General features: G+C 69.9%; 23 protein-coding genes. 14 read left to right on the forward strand and 9 right to left on the reverse strand.

The genetic code is table 11. From position 1 onward, the window contains the following. Positions 1 to 121 precede the first annotated feature (121 nt). Positions 122 to 1,639: a flavin monoamine oxidase family protein gene (locus WH07_RS15805; protein WP_106409583.1), complete on the forward strand. Its 1,518-nt coding sequence runs from the start codon at positions 122 to 124 to the stop codon at positions 1,637 to 1,639. A gap of 76 nt (positions 1,640 to 1,715) precedes the next feature. Further along, positions 1,716 to 2,924, forward strand: a complete 1,209-nt coding sequence (locus WH07_RS15810; protein WP_232788913.1) for an acyl-CoA dehydrogenase family protein — start codon at positions 1,716 to 1,718, stop codon at positions 2,922 to 2,924. A gap of 83 nt (positions 2,925 to 3,007) precedes the next feature. Here WH07_RS15810 and WH07_RS15815 read toward each other — a convergent pair whose 3' ends face one another. Continuing rightward, positions 3,008 to 4,012: a GlxA family transcriptional regulator gene (locus WH07_RS15815; protein ID WP_046500531.1), complete on the reverse strand. Its 1,005-nt coding sequence runs from the start codon at positions 4,010 to 4,012 to the stop codon at positions 3,008 to 3,010. Positions 4,013 to 4,170: 158 nt separating this feature from the next. Here WH07_RS15815 and WH07_RS15820 point away from each other — a divergent pair, with 158 nt between their 5' ends. The 10 genes from WH07_RS15820 to WH07_RS15865 all read left to right on the forward strand — a co-directional run bounded on the left by WH07_RS15820 (position 4,171) and on the right by WH07_RS15865 (position 15,138). Beyond that, a complete protein-coding gene (locus tag WH07_RS15820; protein WP_046500532.1) occupies positions 4,171 to 5,667 on the forward strand; it encodes an MFS transporter in 1,497 nt (498 codons plus the stop codon). A gap of 137 nt (positions 5,668 to 5,804) precedes the next feature. After that, positions 5,805 to 6,386, forward strand: coding sequence for a maleylpyruvate isomerase N-terminal domain-containing protein (locus WH07_RS15825; RefSeq protein WP_046500533.1), 582 nt, complete (start codon positions 5,805 to 5,807; stop codon positions 6,384 to 6,386). Positions 6,387 to 6,590: 204 nt separating this feature from the next. Beyond that, positions 6,591 to 7,832: a cytochrome P450 family protein gene (locus WH07_RS15830; protein ID WP_046500534.1), complete on the forward strand. Its 1,242-nt coding sequence runs from the start codon at positions 6,591 to 6,593 to the stop codon at positions 7,830 to 7,832. 32 nt (positions 7,833 to 7,864) lie between these two features. Next, entirely contained in the window at positions 7,865 to 8,125 is a 261-nt protein-coding gene (locus WH07_RS15835; RefSeq protein WP_046500535.1) for a ferredoxin, read from the forward strand. A gap of 504 nt (positions 8,126 to 8,629) precedes the next feature. Next, the gene (locus WH07_RS36250; protein ID WP_157877352.1) at positions 8,630 to 10,909 is read left to right on the forward strand and encodes a BTAD domain-containing putative transcriptional regulator; all 2,280 of its coding nucleotides are present in this window, start codon (positions 8,630 to 8,632) and stop codon (positions 10,907 to 10,909) included. A 63-nt stretch (positions 10,910 to 10,972) separates the two neighbouring features. Then, on the forward strand, positions 10,973 to 11,449 hold the full coding sequence (locus tag WH07_RS15845) for a hypothetical protein (protein ID WP_046500536.1): 477 nt from the start codon (positions 10,973 to 10,975) through the stop codon (positions 11,447 to 11,449). 702 nt (positions 11,450 to 12,151) lie between these two features. Next, the gene (locus WH07_RS15850; protein ID WP_046500537.1) at positions 12,152 to 12,376 is read left to right on the forward strand and encodes a DUF397 domain-containing protein; all 225 of its coding nucleotides are present in this window, start codon (positions 12,152 to 12,154) and stop codon (positions 12,374 to 12,376) included. A gap of 406 nt (positions 12,377 to 12,782) precedes the next feature. Continuing rightward, a complete protein-coding gene (locus WH07_RS15855; RefSeq protein ID WP_046500538.1) occupies positions 12,783 to 13,655 on the forward strand; it encodes an aldo/keto reductase in 873 nt (290 codons plus the stop codon). Between the two features lie 51 nt (positions 13,656 to 13,706). Next, positions 13,707 to 14,564 (forward strand): oxidoreductase, encoded by an 858-nt coding sequence (locus WH07_RS15860; RefSeq protein ID WP_046500539.1) that lies wholly within the window; start codon positions 13,707 to 13,709, stop codon positions 14,562 to 14,564. Next, positions 14,542 to 15,138: a TetR/AcrR family transcriptional regulator gene (locus WH07_RS15865; protein WP_046500540.1), complete on the forward strand. Its 597-nt coding sequence runs from the start codon at positions 14,542 to 14,544 to the stop codon at positions 15,136 to 15,138. The genes WH07_RS15860 and WH07_RS15865 overlap by 23 nt, the downstream gene beginning before the upstream one ends. On the opposite strand, the gene WH07_RS15870 is transcribed toward WH07_RS15865, so the two are convergent. Next, complete coding sequence (locus WH07_RS15870) at positions 15,135 to 15,911, reverse strand: SDR family oxidoreductase (RefSeq protein ID WP_046500541.1); 777 nt, start codon at positions 15,909 to 15,911, stop codon at positions 15,135 to 15,137. The two genes, WH07_RS15865 and WH07_RS15870, sit on opposite strands and share 4 nt — an antisense overlap. 187 nt (positions 15,912 to 16,098) lie before the next feature. Between WH07_RS15870 and WH07_RS15875 the strand changes: the two genes are divergently transcribed. Next, a complete protein-coding gene (locus tag WH07_RS15875; RefSeq protein WP_046500542.1) occupies positions 16,099 to 16,722 on the forward strand; it encodes a DedA family protein in 624 nt (207 codons plus the stop codon). An 86-nt stretch (positions 16,723 to 16,808) separates the two neighbouring features. Here WH07_RS15875 and WH07_RS15880 read toward each other — a convergent pair whose 3' ends face one another. The 6 genes from WH07_RS15880 to dnaK are packed head-to-tail and all read right to left on the reverse strand — an operon-like array spanning position 16,809 to position 23,592. Further along, a complete protein-coding gene (locus WH07_RS15880; protein WP_046500556.1) occupies positions 16,809 to 17,042 on the reverse strand; it encodes a UBP-type zinc finger domain-containing protein in 234 nt (77 codons plus the stop codon). A 41-nt stretch (positions 17,043 to 17,083) separates the two neighbouring features. Next, positions 17,084 to 19,735: an ATP-dependent chaperone ClpB gene (gene clpB / locus WH07_RS15885; protein ID WP_046500543.1), complete on the reverse strand. Its 2,652-nt coding sequence runs from the start codon at positions 19,733 to 19,735 to the stop codon at positions 17,084 to 17,086. After that, complete coding sequence (locus tag WH07_RS15890; protein ID WP_079023262.1) at positions 19,726 to 20,136, reverse strand: chaperone modulator CbpM; 411 nt, start codon at positions 20,134 to 20,136, stop codon at positions 19,726 to 19,728. Before WH07_RS15890 ends, clpB begins: the two co-directional genes overlap by 10 nt. Next, entirely contained in the window at positions 20,133 to 21,086 is a 954-nt protein-coding gene (locus WH07_RS15895; RefSeq protein WP_232788914.1) for a DnaJ C-terminal domain-containing protein, read from the reverse strand. Before WH07_RS15895 ends, WH07_RS15890 begins: the two co-directional genes overlap by 4 nt. Positions 21,087 to 21,093: 7 nt before the next feature. Beyond that, entirely contained in the window at positions 21,094 to 21,684 is a 591-nt protein-coding gene (locus tag WH07_RS15900; protein WP_046500544.1) for a nucleotide exchange factor GrpE, read from the reverse strand. Positions 21,685 to 21,693: 9 nt separating this feature from the next. Then, positions 21,694 to 23,592, reverse strand: coding sequence for a molecular chaperone DnaK (gene dnaK, locus WH07_RS15905; RefSeq protein WP_046500545.1), 1,899 nt, complete (start codon positions 23,590 to 23,592; stop codon positions 21,694 to 21,696). 202 nt (positions 23,593 to 23,794) lie between these two features. On the opposite strand from dnaK, the gene WH07_RS15910 reads away from it, so the two are divergent. Continuing rightward, the gene (locus WH07_RS15910) at positions 23,795 to 25,600 is read left to right on the forward strand and encodes a PucR family transcriptional regulator (RefSeq protein WP_052744403.1); all 1,806 of its coding nucleotides are present in this window, start codon (positions 23,795 to 23,797) and stop codon (positions 25,598 to 25,600) included. Positions 25,601 to 25,613: 13 nt separating this feature from the next. Here the strand turns inward: WH07_RS15910 and WH07_RS15915 are convergent, their stop codons facing one another. Next, positions 25,614 to 25,943 (reverse strand): hypothetical protein, encoded by a 330-nt coding sequence (locus WH07_RS15915; RefSeq protein ID WP_046500546.1) that lies wholly within the window; start codon positions 25,941 to 25,943, stop codon positions 25,614 to 25,616. Positions 25,944 to 26,008 lie beyond the last annotated feature (65 nt).

Below are 26,008 nucleotides of genomic sequence, written 5' to 3' on the forward strand. Positions count from 1 at the left end.
TTAGTGAAGGGTGAGTGGCTGGTGAGATATGTCCGGATAGGTTCTGGGTGTGTAGAAAAAGCCGCATCAATTCAAGAATCCCGGCCGGACGGAATTCCTGACGCAAGAGGAGCCAGCGCACATGAGCACGGATCAGGAGAACAGGGGAGCGGCCGGCCAGGACGGCCCGAGACCGGCCCCGTCCGCAGGCACCCGCCGAGCCGCCGGCGCCACCCCGGCCAAGGGCGCGTACCCGGCCGCCGGCGCCGGTGCCCGGGGTGTGTCGCGGCGTACGGTCGCCAGGTCGGCCGCCGCCGCGGCGCTGCTCGGCCTGGGAGCGGCCCGTACCGCCTCCGCCACGGAGAGGCCGGCGGCCGCCCGTTACGACGCGATCGTCATCGGGGCCGGGTTCGCCGGGGTCACCGCGGCCCGTGAACTCACGGCGCGGGGCGCCAGGACGCTGATCCTCGAAGCCAGGAACCGTATCGGCGGCCGTACCTGGACCGACACCTTCGCGGGCCAGCGGGTCGAGATCGGCGGCACCTGGGTCGAGGACACCCAGCCGCACATCGGCCGCGAGATCCGGCGGTACGGCATACCCCTGACCGAGGACATACCGCCCGAGCGCACCTTCTTCCCCACCCGCGACGGCCCCAGGGAGTTCGGGGTGGAGGAGGGTTTCGGGCGGATGGGCGCGGTGTACGAGCCCATCTTCGACGGCTCCCGTCAGTATTTCGAGCGCCCTTACGAGCCCCTGCACCGGGCGGATCTGCTGCGCACGGTGGACCGGCTCTCGCTCCGTGACCGGCTCGACCGGATGAGGCTCTCCCGGAGCGACGAACTCCTTGTCGTGGGGCAGACATCGGTCTACTCGGGCGGCTCCAGCGACGACGGCGCACTGACCATGCTGGCGCAGCAGTGGGCCCTCGCCGGCTGGAGCAACGAGGGCTGGAACAACACCATGCGCTACCGGCTGGAGAACGGTACGCACCGGCTGCTGACGGCGATGCTGGACGATCAGGCGCCCGCGCTGCTGCTCAACTCACCGGTCGCCGCGGTCGATCAGCGCGGAGGACGGGTCACCGTGACCACGCGCTCCGGGCGGGTCTTCCGGACGGACGCCGTGGTGGTGGCGATACCGGCGAACATGTGGCGGACCGTCGCCTTCACCCCCGGCCTGCCCGAGGCCCATGCCACCGCGTCCCGGCAGGGCCTCGCCATCACCCGTGCCACCAAACTGTGGATCCACGCCCGCAGTTCGGCGGGCCGTTTCTACGCCCAGGCCGGGGAGGGATTCCCGCTCTCGCTGCTGATTCCCGACAAGAGGCTCGCCGACGGCAGTCAGTTGTTCATCGGATTCAGCGTCGACCCGGCGTTCGACCCCTCCGATCACGGGGCGGTGCGCCGCGCGGTACGGCTGCTGGGCCCGGACATCGAGGTCATCGACGTACGCGCCCAGGACTGGGGCAACGACCCGTACGCGCGTGGCGGCTGGACATTCCGCAAGCCCGGCCAGCTCACCTCGCTCTATCCCGCCGTCCAGCGGCCCCATGGGCGGATCGCCTTCGCGAGCGGCGACATCGCCGACGGGTGGAGCGGCTATATCGACGGCGCGATCGAATCCGGTCTGCGGGCCGCCGGTCAGATATCGGCGACGTGAGACGTGGTCCGCCGTCAATTCTGCTCACCCACCGCTCATCGAATCATGTCGGAAATGCAGAGAAGAGGATCCGGAAGTGGCCCCCAGCACAGCTTCGAGCACAGCCCTGAGCACAGAAGCAGAGTCCGCAGAGTCCGTCCTGGAAGCGGTACGGGAGATCGTCCCGGCACTGCGCGAGAACGGCCAGGAGTCCGAGGAGCGGCGGTGGATCCTGGACGAGAACATCGAACTCCTGGTAAAAGCCGGTGTGTTCCGCATGGCCGTGCCGAAGCGGTTCGGCGGCCTTGATCTCAGCCTCGCCGAACAGGCGAAGGTGATCTCGGAGATCGGCCGTGGCTGCCCCTCCACCGCCTGGGTCACCATGGTGTGGGTGACCAGCACCTGGACGGCCACGCTCTATCCCGACCGGACCCAGGAGGAAGTGTTCGCCGACGGTTCTGTCCGTATCTCCAGCGCCTTCGCCCCGACCGGAACGCTGGTGCCCGTCGAGGGCGGATACCGTCTCAGCGGCACATGGCGCTACAACTCCGGCTGCCGGGGCGCCGACTGGAATTTCACCGCCGTGATGGTCGAGCGCCCCGACGGCGCCGAGGAAGAGGCCATGGCGCTTCTGCCCATGTCCGAGATGGTGATCACCGACGACTGGCATGTGTCGGCGGGCAGCGCCACGGGCAGCGCGACCACGACCGCCAAGGACGTGTTCATACCGGACCACCATGTGGTCGGTTTCGAAGAGGTGATGTTCAGCGCCACCGGAGACCGGTCCAACACCGGTGCCACCGGGCGGAATTACGGGCTGCTCAGCTTTGTGATGGCCGAGTGCGCGGCGGTGTTCACGGGTATCGCCCGGGGTGCGTACGAGCTCTTCCTGGAGCGGCTGCCCGGCCGCGGAATCACCTACACCCCCTGGGAGGACCAGAGTCTGCACCCGCTCACACAGCTTCAGGTCGCCACCGCCGCCAACAAGATCACCGCGGCCGAGAAGCTTGCCGAGGTGTGGCTCGAACTGCTCCAGGAGCGCGCCGACGCGGGTGAACAGCCGACGCTTGCGGAGAAGGCGATCGTACGAGGTCAGACCGCCTTCGCCGCGCAGCTCGCCAAGGAGGCGGTGGAGCTTCTCTACACCGCCAGCGGCGGCAGTGTCATTCAGCGCAGTGTGCCTTTCCAGCGGTTCCACCGGGACATCCAGGGCTTCTCACTGCACGCTCTCGCCCAGGTGAATGTGAACCTGGAACTCCAGGGCCGGGTACTGCTCGGTCTCGACCCGGAGACCTATTTCCTCTGAGCGGGCGCCTGGTGAGGCCCCTGGGCCGGGATGGAACCGTGACGGTCGGGATCGACGCGTGACGGTGACTCCCGTCAGGGGCCTCACCCATGCCCGGACTTCACGGTCGTACGGCAGGGGAACGCCCGCCGGTAGTCGCTCGGCGACACCCCGATATGGATGTTGAAGTGCCGCCGCAGATTCGTCGACGTACCCAGTCCGCTGAACTCGCTGATCTTCTCGATGGGCAGATCGGTGGATTCCAGCAGGCTTTGCGCCCGTGACAGCCGCTGATTGAGCAGCCATTGCAGGGGGGTGGTGCCCGTCACCGACTGGAGGCGCCGGAAGAACGTACGGGGACTCATTCCCGCGCGCTTCGCCAAGTCGTCGACGGTCAGGGGCTGATCCAGGTTCTCCGTCGCCCACTGGAGCACCGGGCTGAGGCTGTCGTCGTCCGACACGGGCACCGTGAGATCGATGAACTGGCTCTGGCCGCCCGGACGGTGGGCGGGCACCACCATGCGCCGTGCGAGCTGGTTGGCGACATGGGCGCCCAGGTCCTGCCGTACGAGATGCAGACACAGGTCGAGGCCGGCGCTGAGCCCCGCACTGGTGAGCACGTCGCCGTCGTCGACGTACAGCACCGAGTCGTCCACCTCGACCTCCGGGAAGCGTCTCTTGAGGGTGGCGGTGTGCATCCAATGGGCGGTGGCCCGGCGGCCGTTCAGCAGCCCGGCCTCGGCGAGCGCGAACGCTCCGTTGCACAGGGAGACCATCCTGGCCCCGCGCTTCGCCGCCGTGCGCAGTGCGTCGATCAGCTCCTCGGGCAGCGGACTGTTCTCGTCCACGACGGCGTCCGGCACGGACGGAACTATCACCGTGTCCGCGTCGGCGAGGTCCGCCAGGCTGTACGGCGTGGTGAGCGCGAAGCCGAAGCCGCGCCCGGGGGCCTCCGGCTGTGTCGCGCAGAGCCGTACGTCGTACCAGGAGTCGGCCAGGTCCGGCTGAGGAGTGCCGAACACCGAGCAGGCGATGCCGAGTTCGTAGACGTCCCCGACCGGGATGTTGGTGTTGTCGATCACTGCGATGGCAACCGTTCCCACACTCATGGGCCTCATCGTACGGCAGGAATTTTTCGTAGGACGTCAGTCCTGCCACTTTCGGCCGTGGTCACGCGATGGAAGCGTGGACGGCGCTTGATCGGATCCCGATCGGATACGCGCGGCGGGCGTTCGGCCCGTACCGCTCAACGGAGGAGAAACAACTGATGGACCGTGGACAGGTCGGCAACAGCCCACCGCCGGGCGGCGGGGCGGGGCCGGACCCTCGCAGGTGGAAGGCCCTGGCGCTGTTGTGCGCGGCCTACTTCATGGTGATCGTCGACTCCCAGATCGTGATCCTGGCGCTTCCGGAGATCGAGTCGGATCTCGGCTTCTCGGCCGGCGGTGTCCAGTGGGTCCTCAGCGCCTATCTCCTGAGCTTCGGCGGACTGCTGCTGTTCGGCGGCCGTACCGCCGATCTGCTGGGCGGCCGGCGGATGTTCATGGTCGGCACGGTGCTCTTCCTCGTCTCGTCCGTGGTGTGCGGTCTCGCCTGGACCAGCGAGGTGCTGGTGGTGACGCGCATCATCCAGGGCATCGCCGCCGCGATCATGGCCCCGACCGCCATGGCCGTCCTCATGACCACCTTCGGCGAGGGCTCGGAACGCAACCGGGCGCTGGGCATCTGGACGGGCATCGGCGCTTTCGGCGCGACCGCGGCCCTGCTGATCGGCGGCCCGATCACCGAGGGCCTCGGCTGGGAGTGGATCTTCTTCATCAACATTCCCATCGCCCTGGTGGTGCTGGTGCTCGGCCCGCGGCTGCTGCGCGAGACGCCCATCAGCGAGGGGAAGCGCTCCTTCGACCCGGCCGGCGCCATCACCATCACCGCGGCGATCGCCCTGCTGATCTACGCGGTCGTGGAGGCCCCCGAGGTGGGCTGGGGCGACGGGCAGACGATCGGTCTGATCGTCGCGGCGGCCGTACTGGTCGTGGTCTTCGCGCTGATCGAGCAGCGCGCGGCGAGCCCGCTGGTGCCGCTGCGCATCTTCCGCTCGCCCACCATGGTCGGCGGCAATCTCATGATGCTTCTGGTCGCGATGGCCACCTATGGCGGGGCGCTGATCACCTCGCTGTACGCACAGCAGGTCCTCGCGTACACCGCGGTGTTCTTCGGTCTGAGCACGGCGATCTACTCGGCGATGTCCATCGTCGGATCCAATGTCAGCGGTCCGGTGGCCACCCGGTTCGGATTCAAGCCGGTGGCCGTGGCCGGCACGGTCCTGCTCGGCATCGGCACCCTGCTCCTGGCCCAGGTGTCGGCGGACGGCGACTACTTCGGTGATCTCTTCTGGGGTCTGCTGGTCTTCGGCTCGGGTATCGGTACGACGGTCGTGGCGTCGTCCATCGCCGCGCTGAGCGGTGTACGGGCCAACGAGTCCGGCCTGGCGTCGGGCATCAACAACTCCGTCTTCCAGATCGGGGCCGCGCTCGGTATCGCGGTCTGCTCCAGCGTGGCCATGGCGTACACTTCCGGGCCGACCGAGCGCGTGGCCCTGACCGAGGGGTTCCAGGCGGCCTTCTTCGCCACCGCCGCGATGGCCGGAATCGCACTGGTCGTCGCGCTCGTTCTCTTGCTGATCCGGCAGTCCAAGCCGGGGCAGAGTGTGGAAACCGGCCAAGTCGGTGCGGAACAGCCCACAGCGGTCGCAAGTCGGGATTGACTCCGGTAGCAGTGTGTGCGGTGTGTGCCGCTACGCGCCGTACCTGACGGTGTGTCGGCCCACCAAGAGCGCCTCTGCGATCCTGGACCGCTCAGCGATCCTGAACCACCCTTCACGTACCGAGCAGAAAGACAGCTATGACCACCTTATGGCCCGAACTCGTCACCACGGCCGCCGCCGAGACGACCGCCGTCCTCGACAAGGGCGCCGGCCTGGACTGGCGGCGCCCGGCCGGTGACCTCGACTGGCAGTGCCGGGCGACCCTCGACCACATCGCGCTCGGTGTGGTGGGGTACGCAGGCCTGCTGATCGCGCGGCCGACCGACCGCTACATCACCCTGTTCGCCTCGATCGACCAGGCCGCGCCGATCGCCCACTGCCTGGAGGCGATCCGGATCTCCGGCTCGATCCTGGCGTCGGCGGTCCGTGAGGCGTCACCCGAGGTCCGGAGCTGGCACCCGTACGGCCACTCCGACGGCCCCGGCTTCGCGGCCATGGGCGTACTGGAAATGACCGTGCACGCCAGGGACATCGCCCTCGGCCTCGGATTCGACTGGAGCCCGTCGGACGAGATGTCGGCGCCTGTGGTCGAGCGACTGTTCCCGGATGCTCCGTCCGGTTTCCGTCCGGCCGAAACCCTTCTCTGGTGTACGGGGCGCACAGAACTGCCCGGACTTCCGCGCCGGCGTAATTGGCAGTGGAACGGCGCTGTGCGCTGAGCCCCTGCTCCATCGCCCAGGGGTACGGGCCAGTTCCCGTACCCCCGTCGAATGTGAGCCGATTAGCGCCCCATTACTGGCGGGAGGGTAGTAGGCATTAGGCTTCCGGAGATCTCTGCGGAATCCCCGCAAGATTTCTGCGATTCGAAGTTCTGTGCGAGGTCGCATCCGACCTGAATGGCCAGGCTAATTATGGAGGTAGAAATGACCACTTCAGGAAACCCTCCGAAGCTTTTCGATCGCGACTACTACCAGGACCCGTATCCGGCCTTCTCCTGGCTTCGGGACAACGCTCCGGTGCATGAATTCACCTTCCCGGCCGGTGCGGTGACGATGTGGATCATCACACGCTTCGACGATGTGCACGCCCTGCTGGGCGACCAGCGCTTCAGCAATGACGCGGCGGCCTGGGCGAGCCAGGAATTCAAGGACGCCGGACTCGTCTACGCACAGGGCACGCCGGTCGAACGAATCCTCACGGTCCTCGATCCGCCGGACCATACCCGGGTGCGCCGGCTCGCCATGAGCGCCTTCACTCCGCGGCGCACCGCCCAGTGGGAGGAACCCACCTCGCGCATAGTGGCGTCCGCGCTGGACCGGCTGGAGAAGCGCGACCAACCGGATGTGATGGAGTTCGCGAGCACCGTGCCCGCCGAGGTCATGGGCGAGATCATGGGGATCCCGCTCGACCGCTTCAAGGACATGCTGCACGCCATCGAGCGGGCGTTCAACACGGATCCCGGGGGCCAGGACGACGTCACGCGCGCCTTCGAGGAGATCGGGGCGTACGGCAGGGAGCTGGTCGCGGAGAAGCGGCGGCGGCCCGGCACCGATCTCACCTCCAGCCTCATCCAGGCCAGGGACGGCGACGACCGCCTCAACGAGGAGGAGCTGGTCGCCATGGTCGCCCTCATGATCATGGTGGGTCTGGACACCACCCGGAATCTGATCGGCTCGGCCGCCCTCGCACTGCTCGACAACCCGGACCAGCGCGAACTGCTGCGTACACGGCCCGAGTTGGCCAGCTCGGCGGTGGAGGAGTTCCTGCGGTACGAAGGGGCGCTGACCATCGGACTCTTCCGCTTCGCCAGGGAGGAGGTGGAGATCGGCGGGGTGAGACTGCCGGCCGGAGCCCCCGTGGTGGCCGCGCTGCAGTCGGCCAACCGCGACCCCCGGCGCTTCGAGAACCCGGATCACCTGGACATCACGCGCGACGGTCCCCGCCACCTCGGTCTCGGCCATGGACTGCACAACTGCCTCGGCGCGGCGCTGGCCCGGCTCGAATCGGCGATCGCCGTCCCCGCCCTCTTCGAACGGTTCCCGCGCCTGCGGCTCGCGGTTCCGCGCTCGGAACTCCGTTACAACGAAACCTGGTTGCTGCGCAGTCTCACCAGCCTTCCGGTCGATCTGCACGGTGACGGTCTTCGCGGCGACGGCCGGGACTGACGGCGGGACTTGACTGGGGGAGGTGAGAGCGAGTGAGGACGATTCTCCGTGTCGACCGCCGGGAGTGCGCCGGCTCAGGACTGTGCGCGGCCGTCGCGCCGGAGCTGTTCCGGATGACGGACGGCGGATTTCCTTCCGTACTGAAGTCCGAACTGTCCGATGCGGATGAGATGGCGGAGGCGGAAGGCGTCATCGCGTGCTGCCCCACCGAGGCGATCAGCTTCGTGGACGCGGATACGCATGCTGATCCGGATCCGGATGCGTATCAGCATGCGGAAAACGGAGGACGGTGATTCGGATACCGAAATCCATGAGGTAACCGGAATCCAATAGAACCTCCGATGGTTTGCTGCGTGTTGTGCCGGTGACTGGCACAGCACGCAGTTTTTCGCGTGACCAGCGCCGGTCCTGTGCTAATGTGATGCAAATCTCCGGATCGGGCTGGTTTTGATACGGTCTCGAACAGTAGGCTGACCCTGAGCCGAAGGCCCGGGGGTGCTTCGGGGGTGTTTGGCAAGACTTCAAGAATTTTCTCATTCGGTGGTGCGAGATTCTTGTGAGCGGGGGGAACCGTGGAATTTCGAATGCTTGGCCCACTTGAAGTCGTGGTAGAAGACAGGCCTGTTGCGCTCGGTGGAATGAGGCAGCGGGCGACACTCGGACTGCTGCTCCTGCAACCCAACCGTGTTGTGGCCACAAGTCAGTTACTGGACGCGTTATGGCCGGTGGACGAGGCTCCGGTTTCGGCCCGGCAGATACTGCAGAACGCCGTTTCCGGCCTGCGGAGCGTACTGTCCATGGCCGGTGGCGCGGCGGCCGGGGGAGCCTCGACGAGCGGTGCGTCGGCGAGCGGTGCTTCCGCGGGCGGTGCTTCGGCCGGAGGTGGCGATTCCTCGCCCAGACTGCTGACGCAGGCACCGGGTTATGTCCTGCGCACCGACTCGTCGCAGATCGACCTGTTCCAGTTCTATGCCCGGTTGGAGGCCGGCCGGGCGGAGCTGGCCGCCGGTTCGCCCCAGGCGGCCGCGCGGACCCTGCGCAGCGCCCTCGACCTGTGGCGCGGAGCCCTGCTGGCCGATCTGGTCGAGGCCGGAGTCACCTGGCCGGAACTGACCTCCGCGAAAGGCGTCCGGATGGATGCCATGGAGGACTACTTCGAAGCGGAACTGGCGTCCGGACGCCACCATGCGATCATCTGCGACCTGGAGTCCATGGTCGAGAACGAGGTGCTCCGCGAGCGGTCCTGCGCCCAGTTGATGCTCGCGCTGTACCGCTCGGGGCGGCAGGCCGACGCGCTGAGTGTGTTCGTACGTGTCCGCTCGGCACTCGTGGAGGAGCTGGGGCTGGAGCCCAGCCGGGCACTCCAGGACCTTCAGCAGCGCATCCTCACCCATGATCCCTCGCTGGCGACCCCCGGTGTCGCACTGCCCGGCGAGGCGTGGCGGACCTGGAGCCCCGCGGGGGAGCGGGGTGCCGAGCGGATGTGGAGCCACACGGCGGAGCGGGGTGCCGAGCGGAGCGGCGACCGGTCCGGCACGGATGAACGTACGGACCGGTCAGGCCCGGACGTACGTACGGATCAGACCGGCCCGGACGCACGCACACCGGCGCCGCGGCCCATGGCCGACCTGCTGGAGCAGCAGCCCGCCGTCACCCCGGTCCGTCCTGTTGCCCCGGTGCTTCCCGTCGCGCCGATCCTTCCGTTCAACTCGCCCAAGGATTCGAGGACTTCCGGGCCATCGGGGGAGTCCGGTCCACGGCCGCAGAGCGGGGGCGGCGCCGCGGAACGCAAGCAGATCAGTGTGGTGCTGATCTGCACACGCTTCAGCCCGGGCGTCATCAGCGAGGCCGGCAGAGGCGTGGACGAACTCCTCGTCGATGCCTTCAACCGGGTCAAGGCGGAGATCGAACTCTTCGGCGGCAATGTCGCCGCGTCCATCGGGCCGGTGACGATGGCGCTGTTCGGGGCCCGCGGCACCGCCTGGGACGACGCGGAACGGGCGGTGCGCGCCGCGCTGTCCATACGCGACTCCTTCGCGAGGTCCGCCGACGACCCGACCGCGCCCGGCCCGGACACCCGGGTGGCGATCGCGACCGGAGAGGCCCTGGTCCTCACCCAGCCCGGAGCCGACGGCCTCACCATCTCGGTCACCGGTACGTTGCTGGAGGAGTGCCAGGTGCTGCTGGAGCGGGTTCCGGAGCGGCAGGTCCTGGTCAGCGACAGTACGCGCGACGCCGCGTGCGGCTTGTTCGTCTACGACCCTGCCGGCGGGGCGGCCGGCGGGTGGCGGGTCGAGGACATCGGATCGCCGCCGGCCGTGTCCGACCGGGAATGCGAACTGGGGCTGCTCCAGAGTGTGTTCCGGCGGACGCATCGCCGCCGTACCCCTCAACTGGTCACGGTGCTGGGCGAGGCGGGAAGCGGCAAGACGCGCTTCGTCACGGAGTTCGCGAACCGCGTCTCGGCCCAGATGGGCCGGGCACGCTGCCTGGTCGCCTCCGCCCGCTCCGTCGAGCGAGGCAGCGTGACGGCGATCCAGGCCGAGATGCTCTCGGCGTACTGCGGGATCCTGCCGGACGACTCGGCCGACATGATTCGGCGCGGTGTCACCGATGCCGTCGGCTCCCTGCCCTTCTCGCGCGAACGCGTGGACCGGATGCGGTCACGGCTGATCTCGCTGCTGGCCCGTGGCGCTGCAGGTGACGGTGCCGACGAATCGTCGCGGAGCTGGATCGAGTTCATGGAGGGGGTCGCGCACAACCAGCCCCTGGTCCTTGTGTTCGAGGAGCTCCACGGCGCCGACGATCCCATCCTCGACCTGGTGGAGGGGCTCAGCGAGTCCGTCGGTTCGGTACCGCTCCTGGTCATGGCCACAGCCTGCCCCGACCTGCTCCGGCGCCGCCCGGACTGGGGAGGCGGCCAGCGCCATGTCACAGCGGTCAGCCTCGACCGGGTGCGCGGGGGAGTCCCGGACTGGCCGAACACGTATCTGCTCCCGGTCACGGACACCTCCCGCCGACCCCGCCAACCGGACCGCGGAGGCCCCTTCATCACCACGGCCACAGCACTGGGCTGACGGAACGGGGCGCCCCGGGACCCCCCTCACGGACACCGGCCCCGTCCCGGGAATCATGGGCGGGTGACGTCGACCGAAGCAGCAGCACGTGACCTTCAGGACCGTGCTGCCCTCTGGAGCACGGGAGAAGTACGGGCAAGCGAGGTCGTCAGCGCGGCCTGTGACGCGCTCGTCGCCGGGCTCGACAGCCCCGGGCTTCGAATCCTGGCAGCCTGCACACGTGCTGAGGCGGACTACGACGTGCGCGAAGCGCTCCCCGGGGCTCTCGAAGAGCTCGGCCTCACCTTCTATCCGGTCGGCAGCGATGCCGGCAAGGAGGCGGCTGTTCGCGCGCTCGCACGCCGCATGCTCGTCGGCGAGCTGTCATGTCGGGAGTTCGCCTTCTGGATTCATCAGGGCCACGGACACGATCTCGCGCTTACGGAACGACTGGCCGAACTCGACGACGAGTACGGCACCCTCGAATACGGCGACAGGACAGAGGCACAGATCGATGCAGAGGTCACGGCGGAAGCGCGCCGCCTCGCGATTCATCCTTAGGTTTCTCCCGAACCCACGGACGCTCCACGCCGGGGCGCGGCCGCTGCCCCGGTCTCATCCGCCCCGTGCCGTCTGGGCGTAGACGTCGTTGACGATCTTCTGGGCGTCCGCCTGAGAGCGATGACGGACTTGCCCGCACCGGGCCCGCCCAGCACGACCAGGCGGCGCCTCGGCAGCGCTTCGAAGAAGTCCGCCACGTTCTCGACCGGCCGTCTGCCGATTGTGCGTGCTCGCTCGTGGGGGAGGCTCGCGCGGCTGTCCAACGGACCGGCAGCGGCACCGGTCTGTTCGTCCGGGACGCCAACTCCTCGCTCTCATAACGCCTGCCGAGAGCCGTGCCGAGCGTGGCCGCGGCACGGCTCTCGATCCTCGTCGGAGAGCTCGGCGGGTCCGGCGGCGCTCCTGTTCGGAGGTGTCCGGAGGAGCAGAGATGTAGACGGTGCGTGCCTGCACCACCGTGCCCTGGGTGCCACCGCTGACCGTGTTGTGAACGGTGCCCGTCCGAGCGTCGTCCGCCACCGTACGTGTCCCCCTCACCCGGCGGCGTTCCCCGTGACCCCATTGTGGGCGAGTGTGGGGCGGGCGGGGAGTGAAATACCTGTCGATCGCTCTTTACGGTGTCCCACCTCGCCAGTTGCACGTCCGGCGGGCCGGGGTGATGGTGAGAAATGAAGCCCGATTGAGCATCGAAGGGGTAGTCCGATGACTGCGAAGAAGGCTGATCTCTACACGCTCGACCTGACGGATACGCGCTGGGTCAAGAGCAGCAAGAGCGCGACAGGGCCTTACTGCGTAGAGGTGGCAGACCTTGGCTGCGGAGCCGTTGCGATCCGTGACTCGAGGCGGAAGGACCTGCCGGCCCTGCGGTTCACCGCGGAAGAGTGGGCGGCGTTCCGAGACGGTGTCCGCGAGGGCGAGTTCGGTTAGGAGTTCCGCGTTCGACCAATGGCAAACCCGGTCCGGCTTCACCAGAGAGTGGGGCCGGGACGGGTGTTCTTGTTTCAGTGTGCCCTCAGCCGTGAGCGCGGTTTCCATGTCTTGCGCCAGATTTGTGCCTCGGTGATGCTTGAAGCACGTGAGTCGGTCGTCGCGCTCGCGAAGTGGCTGGGGCACCCGGACCCCGTGTTCATGCTCCGGACGTATACGCACCTCGTGCCGCGCGCCGACGCTCATGGGCTGTCCGCCGTCGGGGCGTGGTCACGGACGCGACTGAACGTCCCTGAGAAGCCCCGGAGAGCGGGACCAGCCGCCGGATGCCCCTCGTGCGCAGGTCGGAGCGGTTGCTCGCCGAGTGGGGCAGAACTGGACGTATAGTTCATTGAGGAGATCGGTCATGACATCCGTCAGTTCGGACGCTCCCGCCCGTGAGGCTGGGACATTTCTGCTTGGGGACGATCTGCGGGTCCACCGGCTGGGGTACGGGACCATGCAGCTCACCGGGCCCGGGGTGTGGGGGGAACCCGCTGATCCCGACGAGGCCGTGCGGGTATTGCGGCGGGCGGTGGAGCTGGGGGTCACGTTCATCGACACCGCCGACGCTTATGGGCCCTTTACCGCGGACCTGCTGCTCAGGAAGGCGCTGCACCCCTATCCGGACGATCTGGTGATCGCCACCAAAGCCGGGTTCGCCAGGACCGGGCCCGGTGAGTGGGTGCCGATCGGGCGGCCCGCGTATCTGCGGCAGCAGGTCGAGCTGAGCCTGCGCAATCTCGGGGTGGAGCGGATCGATCTGCTCCAACTGCACCGTATCGATCCGACCGTACCCATCGCCGAGCAGGTCGGCGAACTCGCCGCCCTCCAGCGCGAGGGCAAGATCCGGCACATCGGGCTGAGCGAGGTGAACACGGCCGATCTCGAAGTGGCCGGGAAGACCGCCGCCATCGTGTCGGTCCAGAACCGCTACAACCTGGCCGACCGCGCCGCCGAGGACGTGCTGACGTACGCGGAGGAGCGTGGCATGGGCTTCATCCCGTGGTTCCCGCTCGCCACCGGCGCACTCGCCGGGTCCGGCGGTCCGCTGGACCGGATAGCCGATGAACTGAGCGCGTCCCCCTCGCAGTTGGCCCTCGCCTGGCTGCTGAAGCGGTCGCCCAACATGCTGCCCATCCCGGGCACCTCCAGCGTCGCGCACCTGGAGGACAACCTCGCGGCGGCCCGGCTGACACTCACCGACGAGCAGTTCGACACGCTGTCGGCCGCGGTCTGAACCGCGGCGCGAAGGACCGGACTGCGGAGATCGCGAAGGACAGTGACGGGCATGAGTACATGGCTGATCACCGGGGCCTCCCGCGGATTCGGCGCCGAGATCACTCGCGCCGCCCTCGACGCGGGACACGAGGTCGTCGCCACCGCGCGCGACCCGAAGGCGGTGGAGACCCTCTTCCCCGACGCGAGCGACACACTGCTCGCGCTGCCCCTGGACGTCACCGACCAGGAGCAGGCACGCGCCGTCGTCGCCATGGCGGCCAAGCGGTTCGGCACCGACGGCGGCGGCATCGACGTCCTCGTCAACAACGCCGGGCGCGGGCTCCTCGGCGCCGTCGAGGAGATTCCGGACTCGGCGGCCAAGTCGGTGTACGAGACGAACGTCTTCGGCACACTCAATGTGCTGCGCGCGGTCCTGCCCGGGATGCGCCGGCGCCGGTCGGGGCACATCATCAACATCCGCTCCGTAGGCGGCTTCACCGGCGCGCCCGGCTGGGGCATCTACGCCTCCACCAAGTTCGCCGTCGAGGGGCTGTCCGAGGCGCTGGCGGCGGAGGTCGCACCGCTGGGCATCAAGGTGACGATCGTGGAACCGGGCTTCTTCCGCACCGACTTCCTCGACGCCTCCAGCCTCCACACCGAGGACCGTCGGATCGACGACTACGCCGCCACCTCCGGCGCCACCCGGACCGCCTCGGCGGACCGCAACCACACCCAGCCCGGCGACCCGGCGAAGGCCGCCCGGATCATCGTCGGCCTCGGCGGCGACGAGAAGGCCCCGCTGCGCCTGCAGCTCGGCGCGGACGCCGTGGCCCGGGTCGAGGACAAACTGCGGTTCGTACGGGACGAGTTGGAGATGTGGCGTGAGGTGGCCACAAGCACGGACCATGATGATGTCGCTGCGCGCTGAGCCGCCCCACACGGCGCCGGCGCCCGCGCTGCACCCCCGCAGTGTGCGGGCGCGGGAAGCGGTGCTGACCGCGACCGCCGCGCTGCTCGCCGAGGGCGGGCTCAGGTCGGCCACGGTCGGCGCCATCAGCAGCCGTTCGGGCGTGAGCAAGATGACCATCCACAAACACTGGCCGTCGCGCACGGCGGTGGCGGCGGAGGCGTTCGGACGCCGGATGTCCGACTGCGTACCGCTGCCGGACACCGGGGACGCCGTGGCCGATCTGCGCGAGCAGGTGCGGCGCGTGAGCGCGTTCTACGCGGGCGAAACGGGCCAGGTCTTCCGGCAGTTGCTGGCGGCGTGCGTCACGGACCCGGAGGCGGCGCCGTACTTCCGTACGTACTTCCTCCAGGCCCGCCGCGCCGCTGCCGCCCTGCTCTGGGACCGGCTTGTCGCACAGGGCAAGGCCAGGGCCGACGTCAGCGCCGAGACCGCGACCGACCTACTCTTCGGCCCGCTGATCTTCCGGCTGCCCGTCGAACCGGCCGAAGCGTATTCGGCCGAACCGGGGCGGGGGCCACTGGCCGGGGCCTAGCTCGCCTGGCCCGTCGGCATGATGGTGACCTGCTGGAGATTGACCCGCGGCGGCTGGGTGGCGATGAAGCCGATGGTCCGGGCGATGTCCTGGGGGGTGAGCCACTGCATCGTCTTCCTGGAGCCGCTCAGCCACTGCAACGCGCTCTCGTCGGTGACATGGTCCTGGAGTTCCGTGCCGACGATGCCGGGTTCGATCGCGCACACCCGGACGTTCTTCGGGCCCAGCTCGACCCGCAGATGGCGGGAGAGATGACTGACGTACGCCTTCGTGCCGGAGTAGACGGCGAAGTTGGGGAAGATGTTCTGCGCGCCGATCGACGAGGTGTTGATCAGGTCCGCCACACCGCGTTCGGCCGCTGCCCTGACGAGCTGCGGTGTGAACGCGCCGATGGTGTTCATCAGCCCGGTGACATTCACATCGATCTCCATGCGCCACCGGTCCGTGCGCAGTTCCTCGATCGGGGCGGGCAGCATCACGCCCGCGTTGTTGAACAGCAGGTCCGCGCTGCCGAGCTCCGCCTCCACCTGGTCGGCGGCGGCCTGGACCTCCTCCGCCTCGGTCACATCGGCGGTGAACGCGATCGCGCGGCCGCCGTTCTTCCCGATCCTGGCGACCAGCTCTTCGAGCCGCTCCGCGCGCCGCGCCAGCACCGCGACCTTGGCGCCCAGCTCCGCCAGATGCTCGGCCGAGGCCTCGCCGAGACCGCTGGAAGCGCCGGTGACGACCGCGACACGGCCTTCGAGGGGCTTGGCAGGGTTCTGCATGGACATGATGGACTCACCTTTCGAGACATGCGGAAGTGGTGGGGGCCGGGTCCGCGGGACCGCGCGCCCCCTGTCCAGCACACCACCGCACGGCCGAGCCCGCAGCGCAGGAGCCGGGGCCCGGCCCGGCGGATGCCGCCAGGACCGGCGGGCGCGCCACGCGTACTCCCGCGGCCCGCAGGAGAATGGACGCATGGGCCCTCCGCCGCTGCCCGGTGTACTGGCAGAGCTCGCGCCGCTGCTGGACCAGTACGGCTACCTGGCTGTCGGCGTGCTGGTCTTCGTGGAGGACTTCGGCGTCCCCGCCCCCGGCGAGACGATCCTGATCGTCGCGGCCCTGTACGCGGGTGCCGGGAAGCTGAACATCGTCGCCGTCGCCCTGATCGCGCTGGTCGCCGCGATCGCCGGGGACAACATCGGCTATCTCATCGGCCGTACGGGCGGGCAGGCCTTCGTACGCCGCTGGGGCCGCTATGTCGGGCTCACCCCCAAGCGCTTCCAGCGCGCCGAGGACTTCTTCACCCGCCATGGCGGCAAGGTCGTCACCTTCGCGCGTTTCGTCGACGGGCTGCGCCAGGTCAACGGCATCATCGCGGGCACCACCGGCATGCCCTGGCGCCGGTTCCTGGCCTTCAACGCGCTCGGCGCCGCCTTGTGGGTCGCGTTGTGGACCACGTTGGGCTACGTGGCGGGCACCCGTATCGGATCGGTGTACGAGCAGCTCGCCCGCTATCCGGTCTATCTGATGGCCGGGCTCGGGGTCCTTGTCGCGGTCCTTGTCACCCGGCACCTGATCCGCAGACGCCGCGCCCGCTGAAGCTGCTCAAGTGCTGAAGCGGCTCAAGCACCGGGCGGGGCCGCGACCCGGACTCGGACGAATCTCCCTCGCCCGACTCGGACGGTTCAGACGAATGTCCCGTGCATGTAGCACCAGCGCCAGTCCTGGCCGGGCTCCAGTGACGCCACGAGCGGATGGCCCAGGTTCCCGGCGTGGGCGCGCGCGTGGCGGAGCGGGGAGGAGTCGCAGCAGCCGACATGCCCGCAGGTCAGACAGAGCCTGAGCTGCTTCCAGGGCGCGCCGAGTCGCAGGCACTCCTCGCACCCCTCGGGGGTACGGGGAGTGACCGGCCGCACCATGGAGAGGTGCCAGTCCCCTTCCGCTTCCGTGCCCACGGCCCTCACACCGCCTTCCCCTGGCCGGACGCACCGGTCGATCGCTCCTGCGGCGCCTGATACGTCACGACCAGCTCCCCGTTCTGCGCGTCCACCGTGATCGCCGACCCGTCCTCCGCCTCCCCGCGCAGCAGCGCGCGCCCGATCAGGGTCTCGACCTCGTGCGAGATGTAGCGGCGCAGCGGCCGGGCCCCGTACACCGGGTCGAAGCCCTGGTGGGCGATGAGTTCGCGGGCCTGCTCGGTGAGTTCCAGCGTGATCCTGCGCTCCGTGAGACGCCCGCGCAGCTCGTCGAACTGCAGGTCGACGATCCGCTCGATCTGGGTCAGCCCCAGCGGCTTGAAGAGCACGATGTCGTCGACCCGGTTGAGGAACTCCGGCCGGAAGTGCGCCCGCAGCTCGCCCATCACCTGGGCACGGGCGTCGGGCTTGATCTCGCCCTCCACACTCGCGTCCAGCAGATAACCGGAGCCGATGTTGGAGGTCATGATGACCACGGTGTTGCGGAAGTCGACCGTGCGGCCCTGCGCGTCGGTGATCCGGCCGTCGTCCAGGATCTGGAGCAGGGTGTTGAAGACATCCGCGTGCGCCTTCTCGATCTCGTCGAACAGGACCACGGAGTAGGGCTTGCGCCGGACCGCCTCGGTGAGCTGGCCGCCCTCCTCGTACCCCACGTATCCGGGCGGGGCGCCCATCAGCCTGCTGACCGTGTGCCGCTCCTGGTACTCGCTCATGTCGAGGCGGACCATGCTCTCCTCGGAGTCGAAGAGCGCCGCCGCGAGGGTCTTCGCCAGCTCTGTCTTGCCCACCCCGGTCGGGCCGAGGAAGATGAACGACCCGATCGGACGGCGCGGGTCACGGATCCCCGACCTGGCCCGGATGATCGCGTCGGCGACCAGCCGTACCGCCTCGTCCTGGCCGATCACCCGCTCCTGGAGTATCTCGTCCAGCCGAAGCAGCTTCTCGCGTTCGCCCTCCTGGAGCCGGCTCACCGGGATGCCTGTCCACGCGGCGACGATCTCGGCGATCTCGTCCTCGGTGACCACCTCGCGCAGCAGCCGCGTCTCGCCCTGTTTGGCACGGAGTTGCTCCTCCTCGGCGGCGAAGCGGCGCTCCAGCTCGGTGAGGGTTCCGTAGCGCAGCTCGGCGGCGCGGTTCAGGTCGTACGCGCGCTCCGCCTCGTCGGCCTGCTGGCGGACCCGTTCCAGCTCCTGGCGCAGCTCCTGGACCCGGCGGATGGCCTGCCGCTCCGACTCCCACTGGGCGTGCTCGGCGTCCGCCTCGGCCCGCAGATCGGCCAGCTCCCTCCGCAGCTCGTCCAGCCTGTTCACACTCGCCGGGTCGGTCTCCTTGGCGAGCGCGGCCTCCTCGATCTCGAGCCGGGTCACCCGCCGGGTCAGCTCGTCCAGCTCCGCGGGCATCGAGTCGATCTCCGTACGCATCCGCGCGCACGCCTCGTCCACCAGGTCGATGGCCTTGTCCGGCAGGAACCGGTCCGAGATGTAGCGGTGGCTGAGGGTGGCGGCGGCGACCAGCGCCGTGTCCTGGACCTTCACCCCGTGGAAGACCTCCAGCCGCTCGCGCAGCCCGCGCAGGATGGAGACGGTGTCCTCCACACTCGGCTCGTCCACCAGGACCTGCTGGAAGCGGCGCTCCAGCGCGGCGTCGGACTCGACGCGCTTGCGGTACTCGTCCAGGGTCGTCGCACCGATCATGTGCAGCTCGCCGCGCGCGAGCATCGGCTTGAGCATGTTCCCGGCGTCCACCGCGCCCTCGGCGCCGCCCGCGCCGACCACCGTGTGCAGCTCGTCCAGGAACAGCAGGATCCGGCCACCGGCCGCCTTGACCTCTCCCAGTACCGCCTTGAGGCGCTCCTCGAACTCCCCGCGGTACTTGGCCCCGGCGACCAGCGACGCGATGTCGAGCGCGAAGATCGTACGGTCCCTGAGCCCCTCCGGCACATCGCCGCGGACGATCCGCTGGGCGAGCCCCTCCACGATCGCGGTCTTTCCGACCCCCGGATCACCGATCAGGACCGGGTTGTTCTTGGTCTTGCGGCTCAGGATCTGGATCACCCGCCGTATCTCGGCGTCCCGGCCGATCACCGGGTCCAGGGTGCCGCCGCGCGCCTTGGCGACCAGATCGCGGCCGTACTTCTCCAGGGCCTCGTACGCCGCCTCCGGCGTGGCCGAGGTGACGCGCTGGCTGCCCCGGATCCGGGTGAGCGCGGCGAGGAACGCCTCCTTGGTCAGCCCGTACTCCTTGAGCAGCCGCCCGGCGGCGGTGGCCGAGCCCTCGTCGGCCAGCGCCATCATCAGATGCTCGACCGACACGTACTCGTCCTTGAGCCGCCCGGCCTCCTGCGCGGCCGTGTCCAGCAGCCGCGACAGCCGCTGGGTCACGAACACCTGGCCGGGCGCGGCCCCCGGCCCGGTCGTCCTGGGCCTGTGCGACAGCTCGCGCTCCACGGCCTCGCGCAGCGCCGGCGGATCGACGCCCGCCTGGCCGAGCAGCCGGGGTACGAGTCCGTCCCGCTGGCCGAGCAGGGCGAGCAGCAGATGCTCGCCGTCGACCTCCGTGTGCCCGAGGCGCCCGGCCGCGGTCTGTGCTTCCTGAAGGGCTTCCTGGGACTTCTGGGTGAGGCGGTTCATGTCCATGGCACGGTGTCACTCCTCACGCCCGCGCGGCGCAGCGCGGCTTCCAGCAGACTGATCCGGTCCAGCAGGTCGAGCACCAGACCGATGGAGGCGTAGTTGAGCGGGAGTCCGGCGCGCAGCCGCTGGACACGGGCCAGCGTGCGCGGCGCGGACGGGTCGAACCAGAGCCGGCCCGCGGCGTCCCGGGTGGCCTCCACCAGACCGAGCGCCACCATGCGCCGGACCAGCTCCGGGTGAAGGCCCGAGCGGCGGGCCACGCTCTCCAGACTGAGCCCGGTCCCGCGGCCGAGCCGCCGCACGGGCACCAGCTCGTACACCTCGACGGGCGGGGTGTCCTGCCGCTGCCGTCGCACCGGCGGCGCGTCCCGGCGGGGCCGGCGCTGCCGTGGGTCGGTGGTCATCCCTGCCTCCTCGGGTCGTAGTCGGACGCGGCGGCCAGATCCTCGAACAGCCTCCGTTCGCGGTCGGTGGGGCGCGGCGGCACCATCACCCGGACCTCGGCGTACAGGTCGCCGTCGGCGCCGCGCGGATGGGGCATGCCCTCGCCGCGCAGCCGCAGCCGCCGCCCGCTGGAGGAGCCGGGCGGGACGGTGACCTTGGCGGTGCCGCCCGGGGTGGGCAGCGGTACGGTGGCGCCGAGCGCGGCCTCCCAGGGGGTGACGGGCAGCCGGACATGGATGTCGCGGCCCTCCAGCCGGTACCGCTCATGGGGCTTGATCCGTACCCGCAGATACAGATCGCCCGCGGGTGCGTCGGGGCTGCCCCGGGCGCCCTCCCCGGCCAGCCGGATCCGCTGACCGTCCCGTACGCCCCTGGGCACATCGACCTGGTAGTCGCGCCGGCCGTCCGGTCCGGCGAGGCTGATACGGCGGCGCCCGCCCCGGTAGGCCTCCTCCACCGTCAGCTCCAGTCCGGCCTCCTGGTCGGCACCGGGCACGGTCCGGCGGGGACCGCCGCGTACCCCGCCACCGAACAGGCCGCCGAAGAGGTCCTCGAAGTCCACGTCGAAGCCCGCGCCCTGATACGCGCCGGGCGCTCCCTGCCCGAAGCGCACCCCGCCGCCCGCGGCGGCCCGCTCGTCGTAGTCCTCGGGGATCTGGCGGAAATCCGGGCCGAACCGGTCGTACCGCGCCCGGGTCCTCGGGTCCGCCAGCACGCTGTACGCCTCGTTGACGTCCTTGAAGCGCTCCTCCGCCTCCGGGTCCTTGTTGATGTCCGGGTGATGGCGGCGGGCCAGCTTCCGGTAGGCCTGCTGGATCTCCTCGTCGCTCGCCGTGCGGGGAACGCCGAGGACCTCGTAGTAGTCCCGCATCCGGTCCCGTGCCCGGTCCTTCGCGCGGTCCTGTGCCATGGGACTGTCACTCCCGCCGCCGGCTGACCGTCACGGCCATCGGGCGCAACTGGCTGCCGTCGTCGCCGTATCCGGGGCGCAGGACCTCCACGACGGTGCCCGGCTCGGCGTCCGGGTCGTCCACCACACTGACCACTTCGTGCCGGCTCGGGTCGAACGGCACACCGCTTTCCTCCTGGCGCGGGTAGCCGAGCCGCTCCAGGACGTCGACGGCCTGGTCCCGTACCGCCTCGACGCCCTGGATCACCGAGGACGGTTCGGCGCGGGCGTGCGCGAGGGCCAGTTCGAGGTGGTCGAGTACGGGGAGCCACTGGGCGGCGGTACGGGCGCGCTCGGCCTGCCGTACCTGCTCCAGCTCCCTGGCGTACCGCTTGCGGAGATTGTCGAGATCGGCGAGGGCGCGTCGCCAGGCGTCCTGGACCTCGGCCAGCTCCTGTCGGCCGTTCTGCCCGCCGTCCTGCCCGCCGTCTTGTTGGACGGTCCCCGGGCCGTCCTGTTCAACGGCCTGCTGGTCGCCCCGCCGCGGCGGTGCCTCCGCTTCGGCTGCTTCGTCGGGCCGTGCTTGCGGTTCCCGTTCCCGGTCCGGCTGGATGGCCATGGCGAGACCTCAGCCCCGGTCGAAGTCGGCGTCCACGACATCGTCGTCGCCACCGCCGGTCCGTCCGCCCTGCCCCTGATCGGGGGCGCCCGGCTCCGACGGCCCGGCGGGACCGGTTGGCCGCGCCGCCAGCCCCTGGTAGACCTGCTGGAGTTCGGAGGTCAGCGAGCTGACCCGGTCCAGCGGCGCCTCGCCCTTCACCGCCTGGCGCGCGTCACCGACGAGCAGTTGGGCGCGCGCCCGCTCGTGCTCCGGCGCGCTCTCGCCCAGTTCGCCCAGCCTCCGTTCCACCTGGTAGGCGATGGCGTCCAGTTCATTGCGCGCGTCGACGGACTGCCGCAGCGCCTGGTCCTCGCCGCGGTTGCGCTCCGCCTCGGCGACCATGCGCTCCACCTCGGACTGTTCGAGGTTCGAGCCCTCGCTGAGGGTGATGCCCTGCTCCTTGCCGGTGTCCTTGTCGCGCGCGTTGACATTGAGAATGCCGTTGGCGTCGATGTCGAGGGTGACCTCGATCTGCGGTTCGCCGCGAGGGGCCCGGCGGATGTCGGTGAGCTGGAAGCGGCCCAGGACCCGGTTGTCGGCCGCCCGCTCGCGCTCGCCCTGGAGGACGACCACGTCGACGGCGGGCTGGTTGTCCTCGGCCGTCGAGAAGGTCTCCGTACGGCGCACCGGAATCGTGGTGTTGCGCTCGACGATCCTCGTCATCACACCGCCGCGCGTCTCCACACCCAGCGAGAGCGGGGTCACGTCCAGCAGCAGGACGTCCTTGACCTCGCCCTTCAGCACCCCGGCCTGGACGGCGGCGCCCACCGCCACCACCTCGTCCGGGTTGACGCTCATGTTCGGGTCCTTGCCGCCGGTCAGCCGCCGTACCAGCGCCTGGACCGCGGGAATCCGGGTCGAGCCGCCGACCAGGATGACCTCGTCGATGTCGTTGTCGGTCACCTTGGCGTCGGACAGCGCCTGCCGCACCGGGCCCAGGCAGCGGTCCACCAGATCGGCGGTGATCTGCTCGAAGGTCGAGCGCATGACGGACTCGGTCAGATGCTTGGGGCCGTTGGCGTCGGCGGTGATGAACGGCAGGCTCACCTGGGTCTGGGTCACCGAACTCAGCTCGGTCTTGGCCTTCTCCGCCGCCTCGAAGAGCCGTTGCAGCGCCTGGGTGTCGGCGCGCAGATCGATACCGTTCTCCCGCTGGAAGCCGTCCGCCAGATGGTCCACCAGCCGGCGGTCGAAGTCGTCCCCGCCGAGGTGGGTGTCGCCCGCGGTGGACCGTACCTCCACCACGCCGTCCCCGACGTCCAGGATGCTCACGTCGAAGGTGCCGCCGCCGAGGTCGAAGACGAGCACCGTCTCGTGCTGCTTCTTGTCCAGGCCGTACGCGAGGGCCGCGGCGGTCGGCTCGTTGATGATGCGCAGCACTTCGAGGCCCGCGATCCGGCCGGCGTCCTTGGTGGCGGTCCGCTGCGCGTCGTTGAAGTACGCGGGCACGGTGATGACGGCCTCCGTGACCCGCTCCCCGAGGGACTTCGAGGCGTCCTCGGCCAGCTTGCGCAGCACCAGCGCGCTGATCTCCTCCGGCGCGTACAGCTTGCCGCGTATGTCGAACCGCGCGACGCCGTTCTCGCCCGCGACGACGTCGTACGTCACCGCCTCGGTCTCGGTCCCGACCTCGTCGAAGTGGCGGCCGATGAAGCGCTTGGCCGAGTAGATGGTGCCCTTGGGGTTGAGGATCGCCTGGCGGCGGGCCAACTGGCCGACGAGCCGTTCGCCGGAGTCCGTGAAGGCGACGACGGAGGGGGTGGTACGGGAGCCCTCGGCGTTGGGGAGGACCACCGCCTCACCGCCCTCCCACGCGGCGATCACCGAGTTGGTGGTGCCCAGGTCGATACCGACTGCCTTGGCCATGGGGTGCTCCTTATGTCCGTCTTCCGGGCAGATACCCCCAAGGGCAGCCTGACGGGGACGCCGGGGCGATTCCTGCTCCTGGGAGGTCGAAATCCGTACGGCCACTGGACCTGGCGGTACAGGCCCGCGCGCCGGTCCGACCGGATGCGCGGCTGTGAGGCCTCGGTAAAGTTGTGGTGGTGGAAGGTCTCGGTCCAGGGCGATGAGCACGGTCGCCGGAGGAGCCGGAGCACCGGAGTTTCCGGGCCGCCGGTCCTCCCGCCTCCAGCGTCTGACGGCGTTGTCGGACGCCCTGTACGACGGCCGCGACGCGTACGAAGTGGTACGGCGGGCCGCCGACGGTGTCGCGTGCCTCGGGCCGTGCCGTACGGAGGCCGTGTATCTGGAAGCGGTGTATCCGCCGGTGGACGGGCGGCCGGCGGAGGGGCGGCCGGTCGAGGGGCGGTTGGCGGACGGGCGACCGGTCGAGGGGCGGTTGGCGGACGGGCGACCGGTCCGCGGACTCTCCGCCATCGAGGATCCGGCCCTGGGCCCGGTTCTGGATCGCCAGGTGAGCGGGCTCGGGGGCAGGGACGGCCCGGTCCGGCTGCCGGGGCGGGGATGGGCGTGGGTGTTCGTCCTCCGGAGCCCCGGTCCGCGGGCCGGACCTCTGGCCGGGCGTCTGGTCGTGAGCGCCCGCGAGCGGCCGGCCGACGAGGACATCGAACTGCTCGCCCTGCTGGCGCGGCAGGCCGGCGCGGCTCTCGCGGACGTCGCGGCCCGCCGCCGGGAGTGTGCGTACGCGGCGGAGCTGGGCCGGACCCGGCGGGACGGGAACGCCGTTCGGACGCGGCTCGCCGCCGTGGAGTCCGAGCTGGGATACCAGCGGGTGGTGCACGACGCGCTCAGCGGTGCCACGGCCACCGGGGACAGCGAGGCGGGCATCGCCAGGACGGTCCACCGGCTGACCGGCTTTCCCGCCGTCGTCGAGGACAGATTCGGCAACCTCCGCGCCTGGGCGGGCCCCGGCTGCCCCGACCCGTACCCCAAGCCCGACCCGGCACGGCAGGAACAGCTCATCGTCGACGCCTCCAGGAACGCGCACCCGGTGTATGTCGGGCACCGGCTCACCGCCGTGGCCCGCCACCGCGGCGAGATCCTCGGCACGGTGGCCCTGGTCGACCCGGACGGAAGCGCCGGCGGGCGCGAGGAATTCGCGCTCGGTCACGCCTGCGAGGCGCTGGCCCTGGAGATGGCGCATCTGCGCAGCCTGGCCGAGATGGAACTGCGGCTGCGCCGGGAACTGGTCGACGATCTGATCACCGGCACGGACGACGAGAGCGCCTTCGCGCGCGCCGCCGCCGTCGGCCACGATCTGCACGGCCCGCAGCACCTGGCGGCGGTCGGCTGGACGGGGATGGCCGCCGACGACGCGTTCGTCCACGCGGTGGCCGGTGCGGCGGCCGGTCTCGGCCTGCGCGCCCTGGTCGCCCGCCGCTCGGGCCGCGCGGTCCTGGTGGTCCAGGGCCGCCCCAAGGGGGACGAGCTGTACCGGGCGGTCGCCCGTGAGCTGGGCTCCCGCGCGGGCGCGATCGGCCTCGGCAGCCGCTGCGACTCCCCGGCCGAGATCCCCCGCTCGTACCAGGAGGCGCTGCGCGCGCTGGAGGTACGGCAGCGCTCACGCGTCCCGTACGGCGCGACCTCGTTCGACGACCTGGGCCTCTACCGGATCATCGGCACGGGAGACGACTACCGCGAGATCGAGGGCTATGTCCGCGAATGGCTCGGCCCGCTCCTCGACTACGACGCGGCCCACCGCGCCGACCTGGTCCGTACGCTCTCCCAGTACTTCGAGGCGGGCGGCAACTACGACAACACCGCCCAAGCCCTCGGCATCCACCGCAGCACCCTCCGCTACCGCCTCCAACGCCTCCGCGAAATCGCCGGCCACGACCTGACCGACGTCGAGACCCGCCTCAACCTCCACGTGGCCACCCGAGTCTGGAAGGTCCTGGGCGGCGAGGCCTGACGACGGTGCGGTGCTACGAAACGGGCCGGGGGAGCGCGCCGACGACGGCACGCAGGAGCCGTGGCTGCCCGAGGAGATCCGTGCTGTCCGCCCATTGGTCGACGCTTCCGGACAGCGGCAGGTCGCGCAGCACTGGGTCAGTGACCGTTTCGGCCAGTGCCCTGGCGAAGCGGTCGGCACGCAGCACGAGGAACGGGCGGCTGTGGTACGGCCTGCACGAGGGGTCCACCGGCCGTGCCTGCCCGGTCTCGTTCTGGAGCCCGGCCACGAACTCGTAGGCGGCGCAGAGGTGTTGCTCCCGCGTCGCGTGGTCGCTCGCGGTCACGGCGCCCCTCAGCGACACCGAGAGTTCCTCGGCTAGTACTCCAGTGCGTCTTCGTGATCTATGCGGTGGAGGGAGCGGAAAGT

Origin of the sequence: Streptomyces odonnellii (assembly GCF_000981895.1) — a bacterium.
Classification (GTDB): Bacteria; Actinomycetota; Actinomycetes; order Streptomycetales; family Streptomycetaceae; genus Streptomyces; species Streptomyces odonnellii.

Bases quoted from the DNA above. Each gene is read 5' to 3' on its own strand.
- WH07_RS15805 (WP_106409583.1), top strand. From the start codon at position 122: ATGAGCACGGATCAGGAGAACAGGGGAGCGGCCGGCCAGGACGGCCCG.
- WH07_RS15815 (WP_046500531.1), bottom strand. From the start codon at position 4,012: ATGAGTGTGGGAACGGTTGCCATCGCAGTGATCGACAACACCAACATC.
- WH07_RS15820 (WP_046500532.1), top strand. From the start codon at position 4,171: ATGGACCGTGGACAGGTCGGCAACAGCCCACCGCCGGGCGGCGGGGCG.
- WH07_RS15825 (WP_046500533.1), top strand. From the start codon at position 5,805: ATGACCACCTTATGGCCCGAACTCGTCACCACGGCCGCCGCCGAGACG.
- WH07_RS15830 (WP_046500534.1), top strand. From the start codon at position 6,591: ATGACCACTTCAGGAAACCCTCCGAAGCTTTTCGATCGCGACTACTAC.
- WH07_RS36250 (WP_157877352.1), top strand. From the start codon at position 8,630: ATGGCCGGTGGCGCGGCGGCCGGGGGAGCCTCGACGAGCGGTGCGTCG.
- WH07_RS15850 (WP_046500537.1), top strand. From the start codon at position 12,152: ATGACTGCGAAGAAGGCTGATCTCTACACGCTCGACCTGACGGATACG.
- WH07_RS15855 (WP_046500538.1), top strand. From the start codon at position 12,783: ATGACATCCGTCAGTTCGGACGCTCCCGCCCGTGAGGCTGGGACATTT.
- WH07_RS15860 (WP_046500539.1), top strand. From the start codon at position 13,707: ATGAGTACATGGCTGATCACCGGGGCCTCCCGCGGATTCGGCGCCGAG.
- WH07_RS15865 (WP_046500540.1), top strand. From the start codon at position 14,542: ATGATGATGTCGCTGCGCGCTGAGCCGCCCCACACGGCGCCGGCGCCC.
- WH07_RS15870 (WP_046500541.1), bottom strand. From the start codon at position 15,911: ATGTCCATGCAGAACCCTGCCAAGCCCCTCGAAGGCCGTGTCGCGGTC.
- WH07_RS15875 (WP_046500542.1), top strand. From the start codon at position 16,099: ATGGGCCCTCCGCCGCTGCCCGGTGTACTGGCAGAGCTCGCGCCGCTG.
- WH07_RS15880 (WP_046500556.1), bottom strand. From the start codon at position 17,042: ATGGTGCGGCCGGTCACTCCCCGTACCCCCGAGGGGTGCGAGGAGTGC.
- clpB (WP_046500543.1), bottom strand. From the start codon at position 19,735: ATGGACATGAACCGCCTCACCCAGAAGTCCCAGGAAGCCCTTCAGGAA.
- WH07_RS15890 (WP_079023262.1), bottom strand. From the start codon at position 20,136: ATGACCACCGACCCACGGCAGCGCCGGCCCCGCCGGGACGCGCCGCCG.
- WH07_RS15895 (WP_232788914.1), bottom strand. From the start codon at position 21,086: ATGGCACAGGACCGCGCGAAGGACCGGGCACGGGACCGGATGCGGGAC.
- WH07_RS15900 (WP_046500544.1), bottom strand. From the start codon at position 21,684: ATGGCCATCCAGCCGGACCGGGAACGGGAACCGCAAGCACGGCCCGAC.
- dnaK (WP_046500545.1), bottom strand. From the start codon at position 23,592: ATGGCCAAGGCAGTCGGTATCGACCTGGGCACCACCAACTCGGTGATC.
- WH07_RS15910 (WP_052744403.1), top strand. From the start codon at position 23,795: ATGAGCACGGTCGCCGGAGGAGCCGGAGCACCGGAGTTTCCGGGCCGC.